The sequence below is a fragment of the Archangium violaceum Cb vi76 genome (assembly GCF_000733295.1).
GTDB lineage: Bacteria > Myxococcota > Myxococcia > Myxococcales > Myxococcaceae > Archangium > Archangium violaceum.
In genome coordinates this window covers 1-16,578 of the sequence record NZ_JPMI01000275.1, presented here as the reverse complement: position 1 = coordinate 16,578, position 16,578 = coordinate 1, and the positions used below count along the sequence as shown (strand labels likewise).

15 protein-coding genes and 1 tRNA gene are annotated in these 16,578 nt (G+C 69.6%); 7 read left to right on the top strand and 9 right to left on the bottom strand.

What is annotated here, in order from left to right:
• Window positions 1-259: 259 nt before the first annotated feature.
• Window positions 260-1,261 carry an alpha/beta fold hydrolase gene (locus Q664_RS37375; RefSeq protein ID WP_063934830.1) on the bottom strand — a complete coding sequence of 334 codons (1,002 nt, stop codon included), beginning with the start codon at window positions 1,259-1,261 and terminating at the stop codon, window positions 260-262.
• A gap of 588 nt (window positions 1,262-1,849) precedes the next feature.
• A tRNA-Pro gene (locus Q664_RS37370) sits at window positions 1,850-1,926 on the bottom strand.
• A 251-nt stretch (window positions 1,927-2,177) separates the two neighbouring features.
• On the opposite strand from Q664_RS37370, the gene Q664_RS37365 reads away from it, so the two are divergent.
• A complete protein-coding gene (locus tag Q664_RS37365) occupies window positions 2,178-2,558 on the top strand; it encodes a response regulator (protein ID WP_043407218.1) in 381 nt (126 codons plus the stop codon).
• A 15-nt stretch (window positions 2,559-2,573) separates the two neighbouring features.
• Here the strand turns inward: Q664_RS37365 and rpe are convergent, their stop codons facing one another.
• Window positions 2,574-3,227: a ribulose-phosphate 3-epimerase gene (gene rpe, locus Q664_RS37360; protein WP_043407215.1), complete on the bottom strand. Its 654-nt coding sequence runs from the start codon at window positions 3,225-3,227 to the stop codon at window positions 2,574-2,576.
• Window positions 3,228-3,369: 142 nt separating this feature from the next.
• On the opposite strand from rpe, the gene Q664_RS37355 reads away from it, so the two are divergent.
• Window positions 3,370-4,884, top strand: coding sequence for an HD family phosphohydrolase (locus Q664_RS37355; RefSeq protein ID WP_043407212.1), 1,515 nt, complete (start codon window positions 3,370-3,372; stop codon window positions 4,882-4,884).
• Between the two features lie 126 nt (window positions 4,885-5,010).
• Here Q664_RS37355 and pyk read toward each other — a convergent pair whose 3' ends face one another.
• The 6 genes from pyk to dusB form a co-directional block, all read right to left on the bottom strand.
• A complete protein-coding gene (gene pyk / locus Q664_RS37350) occupies window positions 5,011-6,441 on the bottom strand; it encodes a pyruvate kinase (RefSeq protein ID WP_043407210.1) in 1,431 nt (476 codons plus the stop codon).
• Window positions 6,442-6,542: 101 nt separating this feature from the next.
• Window positions 6,543-7,436 (bottom strand): hypothetical protein, encoded by an 894-nt coding sequence (locus Q664_RS37345; RefSeq protein ID WP_043407207.1) that lies wholly within the window; start codon window positions 7,434-7,436, stop codon window positions 6,543-6,545.
• Between the two features lie 75 nt (window positions 7,437-7,511).
• On the bottom strand, window positions 7,512-7,748 hold the full coding sequence (locus Q664_RS37340) for a hypothetical protein (RefSeq protein WP_043407204.1): 237 nt from the start codon (window positions 7,746-7,748) through the stop codon (window positions 7,512-7,514).
• Window positions 7,749-7,785: 37 nt separating this feature from the next.
• Entirely contained in the window at window positions 7,786-9,246 is a 1,461-nt protein-coding gene (locus tag Q664_RS37335; protein ID WP_043407200.1) for an NFACT RNA binding domain-containing protein, read from the bottom strand.
• An 85-nt stretch (window positions 9,247-9,331) separates the two neighbouring features.
• Window positions 9,332-9,532: a hypothetical protein gene (locus tag Q664_RS55540; RefSeq protein ID WP_198956048.1), complete on the bottom strand. Its 201-nt coding sequence runs from the start codon at window positions 9,530-9,532 to the stop codon at window positions 9,332-9,334.
• Between the two features lie 440 nt (window positions 9,533-9,972).
• The gene (gene dusB, locus Q664_RS37330) at window positions 9,973-10,986 is read right to left on the bottom strand and encodes a tRNA dihydrouridine synthase DusB (protein WP_043407197.1); all 1,014 of its coding nucleotides are present in this window, start codon (window positions 10,984-10,986) and stop codon (window positions 9,973-9,975) included.
• A 91-nt stretch (window positions 10,987-11,077) separates the two neighbouring features.
• Between dusB and Q664_RS37325 the strand changes: the two genes are divergently transcribed.
• The 5 genes from Q664_RS37325 to Q664_RS37305 form a co-directional block, all read left to right on the top strand.
• Window positions 11,078-12,535 (top strand): site-2 protease family protein, encoded by a 1,458-nt coding sequence (locus Q664_RS37325; protein WP_043407194.1) that lies wholly within the window; start codon window positions 11,078-11,080, stop codon window positions 12,533-12,535.
• 162 nt (window positions 12,536-12,697) lie between these two features.
• The gene (locus tag Q664_RS37320) at window positions 12,698-13,642 is read left to right on the top strand and encodes an acyl-CoA desaturase (protein ID WP_425117458.1); all 945 of its coding nucleotides are present in this window, start codon (window positions 12,698-12,700) and stop codon (window positions 13,640-13,642) included.
• A 160-nt stretch (window positions 13,643-13,802) separates the two neighbouring features.
• Window positions 13,803-14,327, top strand: a complete 525-nt coding sequence (locus Q664_RS37315; RefSeq protein ID WP_043407191.1) for an RNA polymerase sigma factor — start codon at window positions 13,803-13,805, stop codon at window positions 14,325-14,327.
• Window positions 14,324-15,079, top strand: a complete 756-nt coding sequence (locus tag Q664_RS37310; RefSeq protein WP_043407188.1) for a DUF1109 family protein — start codon at window positions 14,324-14,326, stop codon at window positions 15,077-15,079. Before Q664_RS37315 ends, Q664_RS37310 begins: the two co-directional genes overlap by 4 nt.
• 95 nt (window positions 15,080-15,174) lie before the next feature.
• Window positions 15,175-16,578: chloride channel protein (locus tag Q664_RS37305; RefSeq protein ID WP_052519153.1), on the top strand; the 1,404-nt coding region annotated here is incomplete at its 3' end.

Below are 16,578 nucleotides of genomic sequence, written 5' to 3'. Positions count from 1 at the left end.
GCCTCGATCAGCTCGACTTCACGGTGCCCGAGCCGACCACCCTGGCCGAGTAATCCCAAGGGCCACCGGAGGAGAGCCCTCTGGGGCGTGGCCACCGAACGAAGCTCGAAAGAAGGGGACCTCCCGGGCGCGGTTTCGAGCAACTGGTCCGACAGTCGGACCAGTTCGCGCCAAGCGCGGTCGGAAGGTCTCGCAGGCAGCGCCCTTCAGCGACCTGGCTGAAGGGGATTGGAGCGTGGCCCGGTAGAGCTCACCCCGGTCATGAAGATGTCCCGAGGAAGGTCATCATCTCGCGCAGCACTTCGTCGTGGTGGGTGAGCCAGAGGTAGTGCCGCGCGTGCTCGAGCTTGACGCCCTTCCAGTTCGGCATGCTCAGCACCCTCTCCATTTCGGCGTCCCGCTCGAGCTTCCTGGGGACCAGGGTCCTCAACGTCTCCTGCTGGGGAGGGGTCATCTGGGGGAAGCCGGGGATGTCCTCCGCCCGCTGGGGCCGGGGCGGAGGCTCGCCCGCGGAGAAGAAGAGCACGGGCGCGCGCACGGCCGCGAAGTCCACCTTCAAGAACCCCTTCATCACCCGCTCCTCCGCGTGCGGCCACTCGTGGTCGCGCAGGTAGCGCCCGGTGTTCGGATCGAACTCGCTCGTCTCGTCGATCTCGTGTTCGGGCAACGCCCCTCCGACGTGGCGCGCGGCCGCGGCGGCGACGGCGGCACGCGAGGCCACGTCCTCGGGAGCAGGCTCGCTCGGAGGCGGCATGGGCAGGACCGTCAGGAGCTCCGCCAGCAGGTCGCCGTCGGTCCGCACGTCCAGGTAGACCACCTTCTCCACGCGCTCCGGGTGATGGGTCGCCACCCAGGTGAGCTCTGGCCCGGCGGCGGAGTGGCCCACGAACGACGCCTTCGCGAGCCCCAGCCCATCCAGCACCCGGACGACGTCCTCGCCCAGGGTGGCGGTGTCGTAGCCCTGCTCGGGCCAGCTCGACGAGCCGAATCCCCGGCGCGTGACGGAGTAGACGTGATGCGCCGCGGTGAATTCCGGCGCGAAGGTGTCGAAGACGTGGCCCGTGTCGCCGAGACCCGGCAGGAAGACGAGTGCGGGCCCTCGGCCGCCGAAGTCGAGAACCTCGAGCTCGACGTTCTCGGCCACCTTCACCCGCTTCACCTCATGCAACGCGCTGGAGCCGGCCGAAGCCGGGACCGGGACGGACGCCGTCGTCGCACAGGCCACCAGCGACAAACAGCAGAGGAGGAAGAGTGTTCGCATGGACCGACTCAACTACGGAAACGCGGCAACCACCATTCCGGGACCCTGGACACGCCGGAAGGGATGCGCGCTCGGTCCCCCCCATGTGCCGAGGGTGAGCGGGCGTTGCCGCCACCCTCCGGGCGCCCTACCGTGTGAGACCGAGGAGGCACCCCACCGCGTCGGGGCGCTCCGCCCGCATGCCTCGAGAGCCCCCCGTCGTCCTGCCCGTTTCCCTGCCCCTGCTCGGGCACGCCAACCCCTGGGCGCTCCTGCTCGCCAGGGAGGAGGGCTATTCACTCTCCACCGCCTCGCTCCTGTCCGAGCGCTACGCCTTCAAGAGCGATGAGAAGCCCTTCGTGCGCAAGCTGCTGCGCCGCAAGCGCAACCCATGGGTCTTCCGCTGCGATCAGCGCCGCTTCGCGGGGGACTTCGTGGTTCTCGCCCACCAAGTCATTGCACCAGGAGCGCTCGTCGAATCCGAGCGTCCCCGTGTCCGCCGAGAACAGGCTCCCTCCGCTTGCTGCTGGTTTGCCGCTGGCCTCCTGGCCCCGGAAAGACGAAGGGCGCGGACCCGAGGATTTCTCCAAGGATTCCGCGCCCTTCTGATGGTCGGGGAGACAGGATTTGAACCTGCGACCCCTTGGTCCCGAACCAAGTGCTCTACCAGGCTGAGCCACTCCCCGATACCGCTCTGCGCCTCGACGGAACTGCTCTCGGGCCGTCGAAGTGGGCGGGGATGTACAAGACCCGCCCGGCCTAGTCAACGTCCTTGGATCAGCTTTTCATTCCTGAAACCCGTCAGGGGTTTCCCAGGACTCGTGGGGCCCCCGGGACCCGGCCTCCCCGCTCGTAACCCGTCCATTTTCCTGGGGGATGCATCGGGAACACCGCTTGCTTGACCCTCCCCCGTACAGCGAAGGCACCCCGGGGTCCCATGCTTCCTCCAGTCGTCCTGATCTCCGATGACGAGCCGCTCGTTGTATCCGCCCTCACCCGCGAGGCCCGCCGCTCCGGCCTCGCCTCGGTGGCGGATACCACCTCCCACCATGTGCTCTCGTTGGCCCGGCGACACCGCCCCGCGGTCATCATCCTGGACATCCATCAGCACCAGGACGGCCGCGACCTGCTCGCTCAGCTCAAGCAGGACCCCGAGACGCGCGACTGCAAGGTCGTCATCCTCAGTGGCGTGGAGGACCAGTTCACCCGCCACGTGTGCTTCGAGCTCGGCGCCGAGGCCTACGAGGTGAAGCCCTTCGACCACACCTTCATGACCCGGGTGGCGCGGATGGCTGGCCTCGACAACACGGCCCACTGAGCCCGAGGCGCTCCCTCAGGGCCGCAGCGAGCGGATGGCCGCGGCCTGGTCCTTCGAGCCGAACACGTACGAGCCCGCCACCAGCACCGTGGCCCCGGCGTCCACCACCCGCCGGGCCGTCTCGGCGTTGATGCCCCCATCCACCTCGATGTCCGTGGACAACCCTCGCGCATCCATCATCGCGCGCAGCCGGCGCACCTTGTCCACCGTGGACGCGATGAAGCTCTGGCCCCCGAAGCCGGGGTTCACGCTCATCAGCAGCACCATGTCCACGTCTCCCAGCACCTCCTCCACCGCCGACAGCGGCGTGGCCGGGTTGAGCACCACCGCCGGCTTCGCTCCCGCGTGGCGGATCTGCTGAATCACCCGGTGCAGGTGCGTGCACGCCTCCACGTGCACCGTGAGGATGTCCGCCCCCGCCTTCGCGAAGGCGTCGACGTACTTCTCGGGCTCGACGATCATCAGGTGCACGTCGAGCGGCCGGGTGGCCGCCTTCTTGATGGCCTCCACCACCACCGGGCCGATGGTGATGTTGGGCACGAAACGCCCATCCATCACGTCCACGTGGATCCAATCCGCCCCGGCGGCTTCCACCGCGCGCACCTCCTCGGCGAGGCGGCCGAAGTCGGAGGACAGGAGCGAGGGGGACACGAGAACGCGGCGGGTCATGGGGCGCTACATAGCCACTTCCGCTCCCGGGTGGTACCCGCTTGGGGGGCGAGCGAGCAGGGGGAGGGGCGGTCCACGTATTTCCCGTGCTAAGAAGATGACTCCCAGGCCGTGCGCCGCCGCCCTTTGGAGTCCTATTCCGGTGCTTCCACAGACCCCGCCCGATCCTCCAGACCTCACCCGGCGCCTCAAGAAGCTCACGTCCATCCTGGACGTCACCAAGGCCATGAGTGCCGAGCGCGACCTGGACCTGCTGCTGCCCCTCATCCTCTACGAGGCCAGCAAGGTGGTGGAGGCGGACCGGTGCTCGCTCTTCGTGCTGGACCGCGAGCGCAACGAGCTGTGGAGCAAGGTGGCCCAGGGCTCCAAGAATGAAATCCGTCTGCCCGTGGGCAGCGGCATCGCCGGCCAGGTGGCCCAGACGGGAGAAATCATCAACCTCCCGGATGCCTACGCCGACGAGCGCTTCAACCGCTCCTTCGACACCCTCAGCGGCTACCGCACCCAGAGCGTGCTCTGCGTACCCATGCGCGACGCCAACGGTGAAGTCACCGGCGTCATCCAGTCGCTCAACAAGCTCAGCGGGCGCCCCTTCGACTCCGAGGACGAGGAGCTGCTGCTCGCCCTGGGCGCCCAGGCCGCCGGAGCCATCGAGAACGCACTGCTCCACGAGGAGATCAACCGCCTCTTCGAGGGCTTCGTCTCCGCCTCCGTGGTGGCCATCGAATCGCGGGATCCCACCACCGCCGGTCACTCGGGCCGCGTGGCCGACCTCACCGTCACCATGGCCCGCGCGCTCGAGCACGTGCACACCGGGCCCTATGCCCACACGCGCTTCACCGCCACCGAGCTCCAGGAGGTCCGCTACGCCTCGCTGCTGCACGACTTCGGCAAGGTGGGCGTGCGCGAGCCCGTGCTCGTCAAGGCCGAGAAGCTCTACCCCCATGAGATGGAGGGGCTGCGCTCCCGCTTCCAGCTGGCCCGCAAGGACCTGCAACTGCAGAGCTACCGCCGCCGGCTCGCCGCCGTGAAGTTGCGCGGCGTGCAGAACATGGCGGAGATCGACGCCGAGGAGGATGAGCGGCTCCTCGAGGACCTCAAGCACCTGGACGAGGTGCTCGAGTTCGTCCTCACCTGCAACCGGCCCACGGTGCTCGCCCAGGGCAACTTCGAGCGGCTCCACGAGCTGCGCCACCTGCACTTCGAGGACTCCTTCGGAAAGGAGCAGCCCCTGCTGCTCGACCGGGAGATCCACTCGCTCTCCATCGCCAAGGGCACCCTCTCCGAGGAGGAGCGCCGGGAGATCGAGAGCCACGTGGAGCACACCTACCGCTTCCTGTCGCAGATTCCCTGGACGCGCACCCTGCGCCGCGTGCCGGAGATCGCCTACGCGCACCACGAGAAGCTCGATGGCACCGGTTATCCGCGCGCCATCCCCGAGCCCACCATCCCCGTGCAGTCCCGGATGATGTCCATCGCGGACATCTACGACGCCCTCACCGCCAGCGACCGGCCCTACAAGAAGGCCGTTCCTCATCAGCTCGCGCTCGACATCCTCAAGCGCGAGGTGCAGAGCGGACAGCTCGATAACGAGCTGTTCCGCATCTTCGTCGAGGCCGAGGTCCCCAAGCGCGCCCTCAAGGACTTCCGCGGGTAGGCGCGCGGTAGACCCTCACCCCGACCCTCTCCCAGAGGGAGAGGGACTGACTCCAGTGTTCACCGTGCAAGTCCCCTCTCCCCTTGGGAGAGGGATAGGGTGAGGGTCTTCCCTCCGTGGACCCGCTCAGCTACCAATGGTGTGCAGCCGCAGGCTGTTGATCTTGCCCGGCTGGCCCACCGGCGCGCCGTACACGATCACCACGCGGTCACCCTTCTGCGCCAGGCCCCGCGCCACCAACTCCTCCTCCACGCGGCGCACCATCGCCTCCGTCTCCTGGATGGGCTCCAGCACCCGCGGCACCACGCCCCACAGGAGCGCCAGCCGGCGGCGCACTTCCTGGTTCGGGCTGAACGCCACGATCGGCACCGGCGGCCGGTAGTGCGCCAGCAACCGCGCCGTCACGCCCGACAGCGTGAACGCCGCGATCAGCGACGCCCCCGCCTGCCTCGCCGCGTAACACGCACTCGCGGCAATCACGTCCGGGAAGTGCGTCGGCAACCCCACCGGCGACTCCGTCGGCGCGTTCAGCCCCTGCGCCCGCATCGTCGACTCGGCCGCCAGCACGATGCGATCCATCATCTCCACCGACTCGCGCGGGAACTTGCCGCTCGCCGTCTCGCCCGACAGCATCACCGCGTCCGCCCCGTCGAACACCGCGTTGGCCACGTCGCTGGCCTCCGCTCGCGTGGGCCGCGGGTTGTCGATCATCGAGTTGAGCATCTGCGTCGCCACGATGACCGGCAGGCCCCTCATGTTGCACCGGCGCACGATGTCCTTCTGCACCGAGGGCACCTCCTCGGGCGGAATCTCCACGCCGAGGTCACCTCGCGCCACCATCACGCCGTCCGTCTTGTCCAGGATGGCGTCCAGCCGGGCAATCGCCTCCGGCTTCTCCAGCTTCGCGATGATGGGCACCGACCGTCCCACCTCCGCCATCGCCGAGCGCGCCATGTCGATGTCCGCCGGATGCCGCACGAACGACAGCGCCAGGAAGTCCACTCCCGCCTTGATGCCGAACACCAGGTCCTCCCGGTCCTTCGGCGTCAGCGCGTCCGCGCGCACCGCCACTCCCGGCAGGTTGATGCCCTTGTTGTTCTTCAGCGTGCCGCCATGAATCACCTTCGTGCGGATCAACTGCTTCTTGTCCGTCTCGAGGACCCGCAGCTCCAGCAAGCCGTCATCCAGCAGGATGCGGTCTCCCGGATTCACGTCCGCCGCCAGGAACGGATACGTCGTGGACACGATCTCATCCGTGCCCTTCACCGACTCGTCCGTGGTGATGTGGAACTCGCCACCTTCCTTCAGCTCCGTGCTGCCGGTGATGAAGCGGCCGGTGCGGATCTTGGGGCCCTGGAGATCTCCCAGGATACCCACCGCCTTGCGGACCTTCAGCGAGGCCGCCCGGAGTTTGGCGATGTTCTCGGCGTGGTTCTCGTGGCTGCCGTGAGAGAAGTTGAGCCGGGCCACGTCCATCCCAGCTTCAATCAGGGCCTCGAGCATTTCCTGACTCTGAGAGGCCGGACCAAGGGTGCAGACAATCTTCGCGCGTCGCATGGGCAAAAGAGGATTGGGTCGGGCGACGCGCAGGGTCAAGCAGCGTCCGCACGCGCCCTTCGATTGGTAAATTGGTAAAGCAGCGAGCAGGGAACCGCGTCTCAGCCTCGCAGCAGCAGGTTGAGGTTCTCCCGCTCCCAACGCAGTGCGGCGGAGTAGAGCGGGAAGGCTTTCTCCCGCTCACGGAAGGCCCGAGGGTGATGCACCCGGCGGCCCGTCCCGTTCGAGCTGGGGAAGAGCTGGTGGAGCATCTCGTGGAAGATGATGAATTCCACGAAGTACGAGGGCACCTCGGGGCGATCCAACCCGGGGTGGATGCGGATCTCCCGTGTCTGATGGTCGTAGACGCCCAGACGGATGGACTTGCGCCGCCGCCGGGGAGGCATGCGGCCCCAGCCAATGCGCGCCTGGATGCTCCCGTGGAAGTAGACGCGGTTGAGCTGATCGAAGAGCACCTGCAAGTCGAAGCAGCGGCCCCGGGGCTCCAGGTCCGCCTCGGCCGCGTGGCGCTCCTGACGGATGCGCGGCTGCTGACCCCGGATGTAGTCGTCCAGCACGCCGCCCGCCAGGCGGTTGCCCCGGCCCGCGTAGTCCGCCACCGCGCGCACCACCGGCTCCGGCGCGTCCAGGAACATGTGGTGCAGCCGCAGTTGCAGCGCGTTGGCGCTGCGCCGGAAGGACACCATGGTGGAGCGGTTGTCCGTCACCGCCAGCCGCACCGGCATCCGCAAGTCCGCCGACAGCCGGAAGGCCAGCGCCTCGGCCCGGGCCCACAGCTCCTCACGGGTGGACGCGCCGAGGTTGGGCTGCGGGCCGCGCAGCGCGTTCTCCCGGTGGAAGTTCTCCGCGACCGGCACCTCCTCCTCGTGGAGGGCGGTGGCCAGACGGTTGGAGGACTCCACCGCGCGGGTGCGCGTGGGCAGGGAAGTGCCCCCCTCACGAATGGGAGCGCGCGGGAAGAGGTGCATCTGATGGTGGGGCGGAAGCGACGACACGCGGACGGCATCGTACCCAGTGGCCTCCCGGACTCAAGGCCGGCGCAAGCCGCTCGCCTGCCCAGCGTCGCCCCGTCAACCCCGCCCATGTGCCCTCGTCTCCTCCGCCAGTTGCTCTCCGAGCGACTCCACCGACTCCCGTGTCGTACCGAAGGCCGTCAGCACGTCCTCCATCCGCTCGGCCTCCTCCACTCCCAGGCAGGCTCCCCCGCCCGCTCTTGCCTCGGCCAGGTCACCGTAGCGGCTCATCTGCACGCTCCAGCTTCCGTCCGGCCAGCGCTCGAAGGGATAGAGCCGGCAGAACGGGCGCATACCGGGCCCGTCGGGGTGCCCATCGGGGACTTCACGCTCATGGGACGGGCGGCGCCTCGCCTCCGCGCGTCTTCAACAACCGCTCCAGGCGCTCCTGCTCCAGGCGCACCACCAACGTCTTCTCCCGCGTGTACTGCACCCGGCCCGGCGCTCCACCCTTCACCTTCTTCACGAACTTCACCGGCACCCAGCTCACCTCCCCCCGAGGCTCACCCTTCGCCCCCGAGTGGTGCAGCGCCAGGTGCGCCGCGTCCAATAGCACCTCCTGCGCCACCTCCACCCCTTTCTCCAACGGCACCACCACGTGGCTGCCCGGCAGCCCCCTCGCGTGCAGCCACAGGTGGTACGGCCTCGCCACCTTGAAGGTGAGCGTGTCGTTGTCCTCGCCTCCCTTCCCCACCCAGATGCGCTGGCCTCCGTGCCCCACGTACTCCTTGAAGGGCCTCGCCTCCGGTGGGCCCGCCTCGGCCGCCGTCAGCTGCAGCACCTCCGCCTGCGCCAGCAACGAGGCCTCGTCCAGCGCCTCGAGCTGCTTCAGCGCCGCCTCCGCGTGCGCCACCTCGCGCGCCAGCTCCGCCTCGCGCTGCCGCGCATGCTCCACGCCCCTCAGCAACCGCCGGTACTGGTGGAAGTTCCAGTCCGCCTCCTCCTTCGGCGTCCGCTTCGGGTCCAGCTTCACCTTCACCTCCTCCATCCCCGACTCGGTGTACGCCGTGAGCGTCACCTCGGTGGCGCCCCGCTTCAGGCGGTAGAGGTTCTGGGTGAGCAGCTCGCCCAGTTGCCGGTGCTTCTCGGCCTCGGGCCCCCGCGCCGCCTCCGCGCGCACCTTCTCCAGCGTACGTCCGGAGCGCTTGAGCCTCGCCCGGTACGGCAACGCCAGCCTCCGGCGGATGGACTCGGCCCGGCTCGTCTTGTCCTTCGGGCCGATCAACCGCTCGGCTGCTTCCGCGTACACCAGGAAGTCGCCCGGGAAGGGCAGCAGGCGCGATGTGGCCGCCCGGGCCTTGGCGAGGGCGTCCGCGGGCAGCGGCTCCGGCGGCGTCCACTGCGCGCCCGGGTGTAGCGAGCGCCGCTGCGCCAGGCCCTCGCCGGAGAGCATCAGCACCCGGCCGGGCTCCGTCAGCAGCATCAGCCCTCCCGGCGAGCCCAGTTCCAGCACCAGCCGGCGCCGCGTGTCCTCGCTCTGGAAGTCGAGCGTCACCACCCGCTCCGCCTCCCGCCACGCGGCCCCCGCCAGCTTGAAACCCACCAGCTCCTGCCGCAGCCAGCGCTGGAAGGGCGCCGGCTCTCCCGGCGTGGGGAAGCGATCCTCCGCCACCGAGAGGCGCGAGAGCTCGCCTTCCGCGCACAGGCACAAGAGGACGGAGCGCCCGGGCACGCGCAGCTCCAGGTAGGCCAGGCGCGGCAGCGGACACCACGCCTTCTGCACCACCGCGCCCGCCAACTGCGCGGACACCTCCGCCACCACCTGCTCCAACTCCGAGGATCGCAGTGACACCCCAGTCCTCCTGACGGAAAAAACAAGAACGGCCCGGCGGAAGTCCGCCGAGCCGTTCAAACTGCGCGAAGTCACTGGCCTACGTCTACCCCTCGGACGGGGCGGCCTCGGGGGCCTTCGCCGCGGTCTTGCGGCGGGTGCTCTTGCGGGCCGGGGCCTTCTTCGCCGCGCCCTTCTTCGCCGCCGCCTTCTTCGCGGTGCGCGGAGCAGCGGTCTTGCGGGTGGTCTTCTTCGCGGCGGCCTTCTTCGCCGGCGCCTTCTTCGCGGTCTTCTTCTTCGCGGCCATCTAAACCCTCCGTTGGTTCAACTCCACCTCCACTCATCCGAGTGGGGCCTGCACTCGCAGAAGGAGTGCTTGTGATGAATGGTAGAGATGCCTTGCCAGTGTGTCAACGCATGGTGATGTAGTGCAACGCGTGGCGCGCCGATTTTTCGGCATCGCGCGCGTTCGAAACCCCCGAATCGGCCACCACCCCCACCTGCTCCGACCTCGCGCGAGCCGATTTCTCGGCCTCCGCCGCGTTTCGCTCCGCTCCGAGGGAAAACGGCGTCTCCGCGAGCCCGCGCGAGCACGCGACGACGCACGCAACGCGGGCCGCGAGCGCACCCGCAACCGGTGCCAGCGCGCACGCTCGCACGGAGTGCTCACGAGATGACCTTCCGCAGTGCGCACGCACGAAAACGCGGGCGCTACAGGCGTGTCGCAGGGGTGAGGAAGAGGAGCACTCAGCCGAGCGCGGCCCGGTAATCGACGTCCTGCTCGCCCTCGGAGGCACTCGGGTCGGCGTGGGCGGAGACGAAGAAGCGCCTCACCGCGTCCCGCACCGCCTCGAGCGTGTCGAGCTGGTTCACCTCGGAGCGGAAGAGCGCGGCGCCGTGCAGGCCGTGGCCGTACCAGGCCAGGTGCTTGCGGAAGGAGCGCACCGCGGCGAGCTCCTCGCCCACGAACTCGAGGTGGGCGGCCAGGTGGCGCAGCACCAGCTCAGAGCGCTCCTGCGGCGTGGGCGGCGGGCCCCCGAGCAGCTCGCGGAAGATCCACGGGTTGCCCAGCGCGCCGCGGCCAATCATCACGAAGTCGCAGCCCGTCGTCTCCAGCATCCGGCGGGCGTCCTCCGGCGTCTTCACGTCCCCGTTGCCGATGATGGGCCTGTCCGGGAAGTGACGCTTGAGGTCCGCGATGACGCTCCAGTCCGCCTTGCCCGAGTAGCCCTGGGCGCGCGTGCGCGGGTGGATGGCGAGCGCGGCGCACCCGGCCTCGAAGAGCTTGCCGGCCACCTGGAGGTAGTTGCGGGTGTGCTCGTCCCAGCCCGAGCGGATTTTACAGGTGACGGGCAGGCCGGTGGCCGCGTGGATTTCGCGCACCAGGGCGGCGCCCCGGTCCGGCTCGCACAGCAGGGCGCTGCCGGCGCCGTTCTTCGTCACCTTCTTCACCGGGCAGCCCATGTTGATGTCGATCATCTGCGCCCCGTACTGCTTGCCGATGACGGCGGCGCGGGCCATGGACTCCGGCTCGCCCCCGAAAATCTGGAGGCTGTAGGGCCGCTCCACCTCGGCGTCGTACCGGAGGTACTTCAGGGTGCGCTGGTTGGTGCGCATGAGCCCCTGGGAGCTCACCAGCTCGGTGGGGCAGAGAGCGGCCCCCATCCCGAAGGCGATGACGCGGAAGGGCTTCTCGCTCACCCCCGCCATGGGCGCGAGGATGAAGGGGTTGGGGAGCGTGTAGGGACCAATCCGCAGCATGCGGCGGGGGAACCTAGCGAATCAGGGAGATTGTTCCAGGGTCCAGGCGTTGGCCTGCACGGCTGGCCTCCTTTGGTTAAGGTCAGGCCCCATGTTGCGCTTCCGGCTCGGGGCCATCCCCGTCGAGGTCCACCTCTCGCACCTGCTCTTCTCGTCCCTGTTGGGCGTCCTCATGGTGCTGACGGTGCGGGAGAGTCCGGCGGCGCCGCACCTGGACTTCTGGCCCTACCACCAGCTCGTCCAGGAGCCCGGGAGCCCCGAGGCCCTCCAGGCGGCCGTGCTCGTCGTCCTCTCGTGGATGCTCATCGTCTTCGTGTCGGCCCTCGGCCACGAGGCGGGCCACGCCCTCATGCTCCGGGCCTTCGGCTACCGGCCGAGCATCTCGCTGCTCTGGCTGGGGGGCACCACCCGGCCCAACTCCCCCACCCCCATCCCCTGGCACCAACGGACGATGATCGCCGCCGCGGGGCCCCTCTCCGGGTTGATGCTGGCCCTGGCGGCCCTGGGGCTCCAACGCTTCGGACTGCCGGAAGACGCGCTGTCCGCGCGCGCGCTCATCACCTGGTTCTGCGTGGCCAACATCTTCTGGGCCCTCTTCAACCTCCTCCCCGTCCCCACGTTGGATGGGGGCACCATCGTGAGCGCCGTGGCCACCCGCTTCTTCGGACAGGCGGGCTTCCTCGGCGCGCAGTTGCTGGCGCTCGTGCTGTGCCTGGCCGTGGTGGCCTTCGCCTTCGCGATGGAGCGGCCCATGCCCCTGCTCGCCGTCCTCTTCGGCATGTACGGGCTGCACGCGCTGCGGCTGGTGCTGGCCGTGTTGCGCGGCGACATGAAGGTGTCCTCGGGCGTGGTGCCCCCGCCGCTCCAGTTGGAGTTGCAGCGGGCCCAGGCGGCCCTCGCCCAGGGACGGCTGGACGAGGCGCGCCAGCACGGCCTCTCCCTCCTCGACTCGGAGGAGTGCACCCCGGACCTCGCCTCGCGCGCCCACCACCTGCTCGGCTGGGCCGCCCTCAAGAATGGCCAGGGCCGCGCGGCGCTCGACCACTTCTCCCAGGTGCGGCGCCGGCCCGTGGAGACCCAGGCCCTCGCCGCGGCCTTCTCGCTCATCGGCGACGAGCTCCGGGCGCTCGCCCTGTGGGAGATGGCCTGGCACGAGACGCACGACCGCACCGTGATGCACGAGTACGCCGGCTCCCTCATCCGCTCGGAGCGCGTGCCGAAGGCGCTGCGGCTCCCCGGGGTGGACCTCGAGGCCGCCTTCCTGTGCGCCCAGCGTCCCCTCTTCATCCGCGGCGCCTACTCGGAGGCGGCGGCCCTCTGCGAGGCGGGACTCGCCCACGTCCGCTCCTCACGGCTCGCCTATGACGCGGCGTGCGCCCATGCCCGCGCGCGTCACCTGAATGACGCAATGCGCATGCTGCGACGCGCCACGGAGCTGGGCTTCCACGATGGCTCCTACGCGGACTCCGACGAGGACCTCGCTCCGCTGCATGGCCACCCGGACTTCGAGCACTGGCTGGCGGGCCTGCGGAAATCTGCGTCCGCCTGACAGAGCCATGACACGGGGGGGTGTTGATGCGGGATGAGACTGAGCACCTTGCCGCTCGGTCTGATTCCAGCCGAGGCACCCTTGACTGCTCAAGCCGCCACTCCCGCCCAGGAAGAGAAGATCAACTGGCTCTCGTCCATTCCCTTCGTGGGCGTGCACCTGATGTGCCTCTTCGTGTTCTACACGGGGGCGAAGCCGGTGGACGTCGCGGTGTGTGTGGGCCTCTACATCTTCCGGATGTGGGGCATCACCGCCGGCTACCACCGCTACTTCAGCCACCGCGCCTACAAGGCCGGCCGCGGCTTCCAGTTCTTCCTCGCGCTGGCGGGGACCCTCGCGACGCAGAAGGGTGTTCTCTGGTGGGCGGCCCACCACCGGCACCACCACCGGTACTCGGACCAGGAGCAGGACATCCACTCGCCCCTGCAGAAGGGCTTCTGGTGGAGCCACGCCGGGTGGATCCTCTGCGACAAGTACAACGAGACGCGTTACGACAGCATCAAGGACTTCGCGCGCTTCCCGGAGCTGGTGTGGCTCAACCGCCTCTTCGTGGTGCCGCCCGTGCTGCTGGCCGTGGCCCTCTACTTCATCGGCGGCTTCTCCATGCTGGTGTGGGGCTTCTTCGTGAGCACCACCCTGCTCTACCACGGCACCTTCACCATCAACTCGCTCAGCCACGTGTTCGGCAAGCGCCGCTACAAGACGACGGACACCAGCAAGAACAACTGGTTGCTGGCCCTCGTCACCCTGGGCGAGGGGTGGCACAACAACCACCACTTCCACCAGAACACCGCCAACCAGGGCTGGTTCTGGTGGGAGGTGGACCTCAGCTACTACTCCCTCAAGGCGCTCTCCTGGGTGGGCCTGGTGAGTGACCTGCGGCTGCCGTCCGAGCAGACGAAGTACTCGTACCTGAAGTACTCGGCCGAGGACCGGGCGGCACTCAACCCGCCGAGCCGCTGGTTCGCCCCCCTGGCCGCCCAGCGCAAGGCCGCCGAGGAGAAGATGAAGGCCGCCGAGGAGAAGGTGCGCGAGGCCCTGGCCAACGCGGCCGACAGCCTGCCCTCCTCCGCGCCCACGCCCCAGGCGCTGCTCAAGCGCCAGTAGGGCGAGCAGGGAAGCACCCCCGGAAGGCTCCGGGCTGGGGTAGGGTTTCCACCCCGCCCCGCCCGTGACACCTCCTTCGTTGAAACCAGGAACCGCCCCCGCGCGTACCGCTGACGCACCGACGCCCACCCCGGCCGCCGGTGAGTCGGACGAGGTACTCATGACGCGCTTCTGTCAGGGCGATTCCCGGGCCTTCGATGCCCTCTTCCAGCGCTACGCGAGGCCCATCCACGGCTACCTGGCGCGGTTGACGGGCAGCCCCGCCGCGGCGGAGGACCTGTCCCAGCAGACCTTCCTGTCCATGGTCCGGGGGCGCGGCCGCTTCCAGGAGGGCGCGCGGGTGAAGCCGTGGCTGTACGCCATCGCCACCAACGCGGCGCGTGACTGGCAGCGGCGCAAACGCCCCGAGGACCTGACGGACGAGGGCGAGCTGCCCACCAGCGTGGCCGTGGAGGAGCCGGGCCCCCGGGACGCGGGGCTCGAGCGCGCGGTGCAGCGGGCCCTGGAGCAACTTCCCGAGGGCCAGCGCATCCCCATCGTCCTGCACCGCTTCGAGGGCATGGGCTTCGCGGAGATCGCCGAGTCGATGGGGCTGACGGAGTCGGCCGTGAAGGTGCGGGCGCACCGGGGCTATGCGCGGCTGCGCGAGCTGCTGGCCACCCTGCGAGAGGAAACGAACGGATGAGTCCCGAGTGCTCGCGCGTGCTGGACGCCCTGGGCCAGCCCCTTCCGCCGGAGCTGGCCGCGCATGTGGCCTCGTGCGCGGAGTGCCGCGCGCTGGTGGAGGGCTTCGACGCGCTGGAGCCCGTGGAGGCCCCGGCCATGAAGGTGGCGGTGCCGGCCCGGGCCCTGGAGGAGCTCGCGGCCCACCCGACGCCCACGCCCTGGTGGCGCGAGGTGCTGATGCTGATGGGCGCGTACGTGGGCCTGACGGCGCTCGGCGCGCTGGCGCTCACGCCGCTGGGGCTGATGCTGAACTCGGCGCCGCCCGGGGTGGTGGCGGGGCTGGCCCTGCTCGTGCTGCTGGCCATGGTGGGCGGAGCGGTGGTGGCGCTGGCCCCCATGCGGCGGATGGCCTGGGGACTCGTGGGCACGTGCACGGCCGTGGTGGCGCTGTCCGTGGTGCTGGGAGGCTCGGGGCTGGCCGTGAAGGGCTTCCTCGCGGGCGCCATCGGCTGCATGCGGACACACATGCTCCTGTCCGCGCTGCCCCTGCTGTCCGCGCTGGTGATGCTGCGGCGCTCGGCGTACCACCCGGCGCGAGCCGTGGCCGCGGGGCTCTCCGCGGGCGCCGTGGGCCTGCTGCTGCTCCATGTGCACTGCCCGGATGGGAGCGCCGCGCACCTCGCGGCCTCGCACGTGGGCCCCTGGCTGCTGCTCGGCGGACTCGCCCTCCTGGTGCGCTCCCGCCTGCCCACGGACAATCACACTCCGTGAAAACCGCGCCCTCTCTACTCGCACCTCGAGTCTCATCGTTGAATCATCAAGCGCCTTGAATTTTCCGGCGCGGCGGTGGGTACTATGTGCTCCAAATGAAGGACGAGCCTCCGCCCATCACCCGCACCTCGCTTCGCGAGGCCTCGCGGCGCTTCATCCATGCCTGCCTGCAAGCCTCCAATCGAATCCACCTGCCGGGTCCGTCGGTGCTGCCGGTGGCGGGGGCCATCGTGGGCCTCTACAGCGGACTGGCCGCGGGCATCTTCGTCAACCTGATTGGCCTGGTGAGTGGCATCACCTTCAGCAGCGCGTGGCTCGGCGAGGCCCTGCGCCGGCCCGGCTCGCGCACGTTGGTGTCGGCGTGGGAGACGTTGCGCACCACGAACTGGCACCTGGAGCTCGCCATCATCGGCCTGCCGCTGGCGCTCGGGGCGCTGCTGCTGGTGCGGATCATCGAGCCCGGTGGGCCCCGTGACGAGGTGAAACGCCGGCTGCGCCTGCTGGCCCTGCTGGTACTGGGCGCGCTCGCCCTCTACTACCCGCTGGTGGCGCTCACCGCGCTCAACCGCGTCTTCGGCCAGGCCCACGAGGTGACGGAGATCCTCCCGCACCTGCCCTGGTGGGTCTTCCTGCTGGCGCCGCCGCTGGGTGGGCTCGTGGTGGGGCGGCTGCTGCGCGACTACCCCAACACCCATGGCCACGGCGTGCCCGAGGTGGTGCGCGCGGTGAAGGGCAACCAGGAGCTGCCCGGACAGTTCGGCCTGCTCAAGCTGGTGGCCAGCGCCATCACCATCGGCAGCGGAGGCTCGGCCGGGCGCGAGGGTCCCATCGTCTACGGAGGCGCCGCCTTCGCCTCCACCGTGGGCCGCACGCTGGGCTTCTCCCGCCGCGAGCTGGCCATCCTGCTGGCCTGCGGCGCCGGGGCCGGCATCTCCGCCTCCTTCAACGCCCCCATCGCCGGCGCCGTCTTCGCGATGGAGATCATCCTGCGCGAGTTCGAGCTGCGCGTCTTCTCGCCCATCATCCTCGCCAGCGTGGCGGGCTCGCTGGTGAGCCGTGGCACCATGGACGCGGCGCCCATGCTCCACCGGCTCGACTACCAGTTGGTGAGCAGCTTCGAGGTCGTCTTCTACGGGGTGCTGGGGCTCATCTGCGGGCTGCTCGCGTACGCCTTCGTGCGGCTGATGCACCACGCGGAGGACTTCTTCGCCGGGCGGATGAAGGGCGAGCGGCTGTCGGTGTGGTTCGGCCAGCGCTCCCTGCCGCTGCGCGCGGCGTGCGGCGGGTTGTGCGCGGGCCTGCTCGCCCTCCTCAGCCCCACCGTGTGGGGCAGCGGGCATGCGTACATCAACCTGGCGGCCATCGGGCAGCTCAGCTTCGTCTTCCTCGTCATCGCGTGCGTGGCGAAGCTGGTGGCCACCGCGCTCACGCTGGGCTCGGGGGGCTCGGGAGGCACGTTCTTCCCCTCGGCGGTGATTGGGGCCATGGCCGGCGGCGCC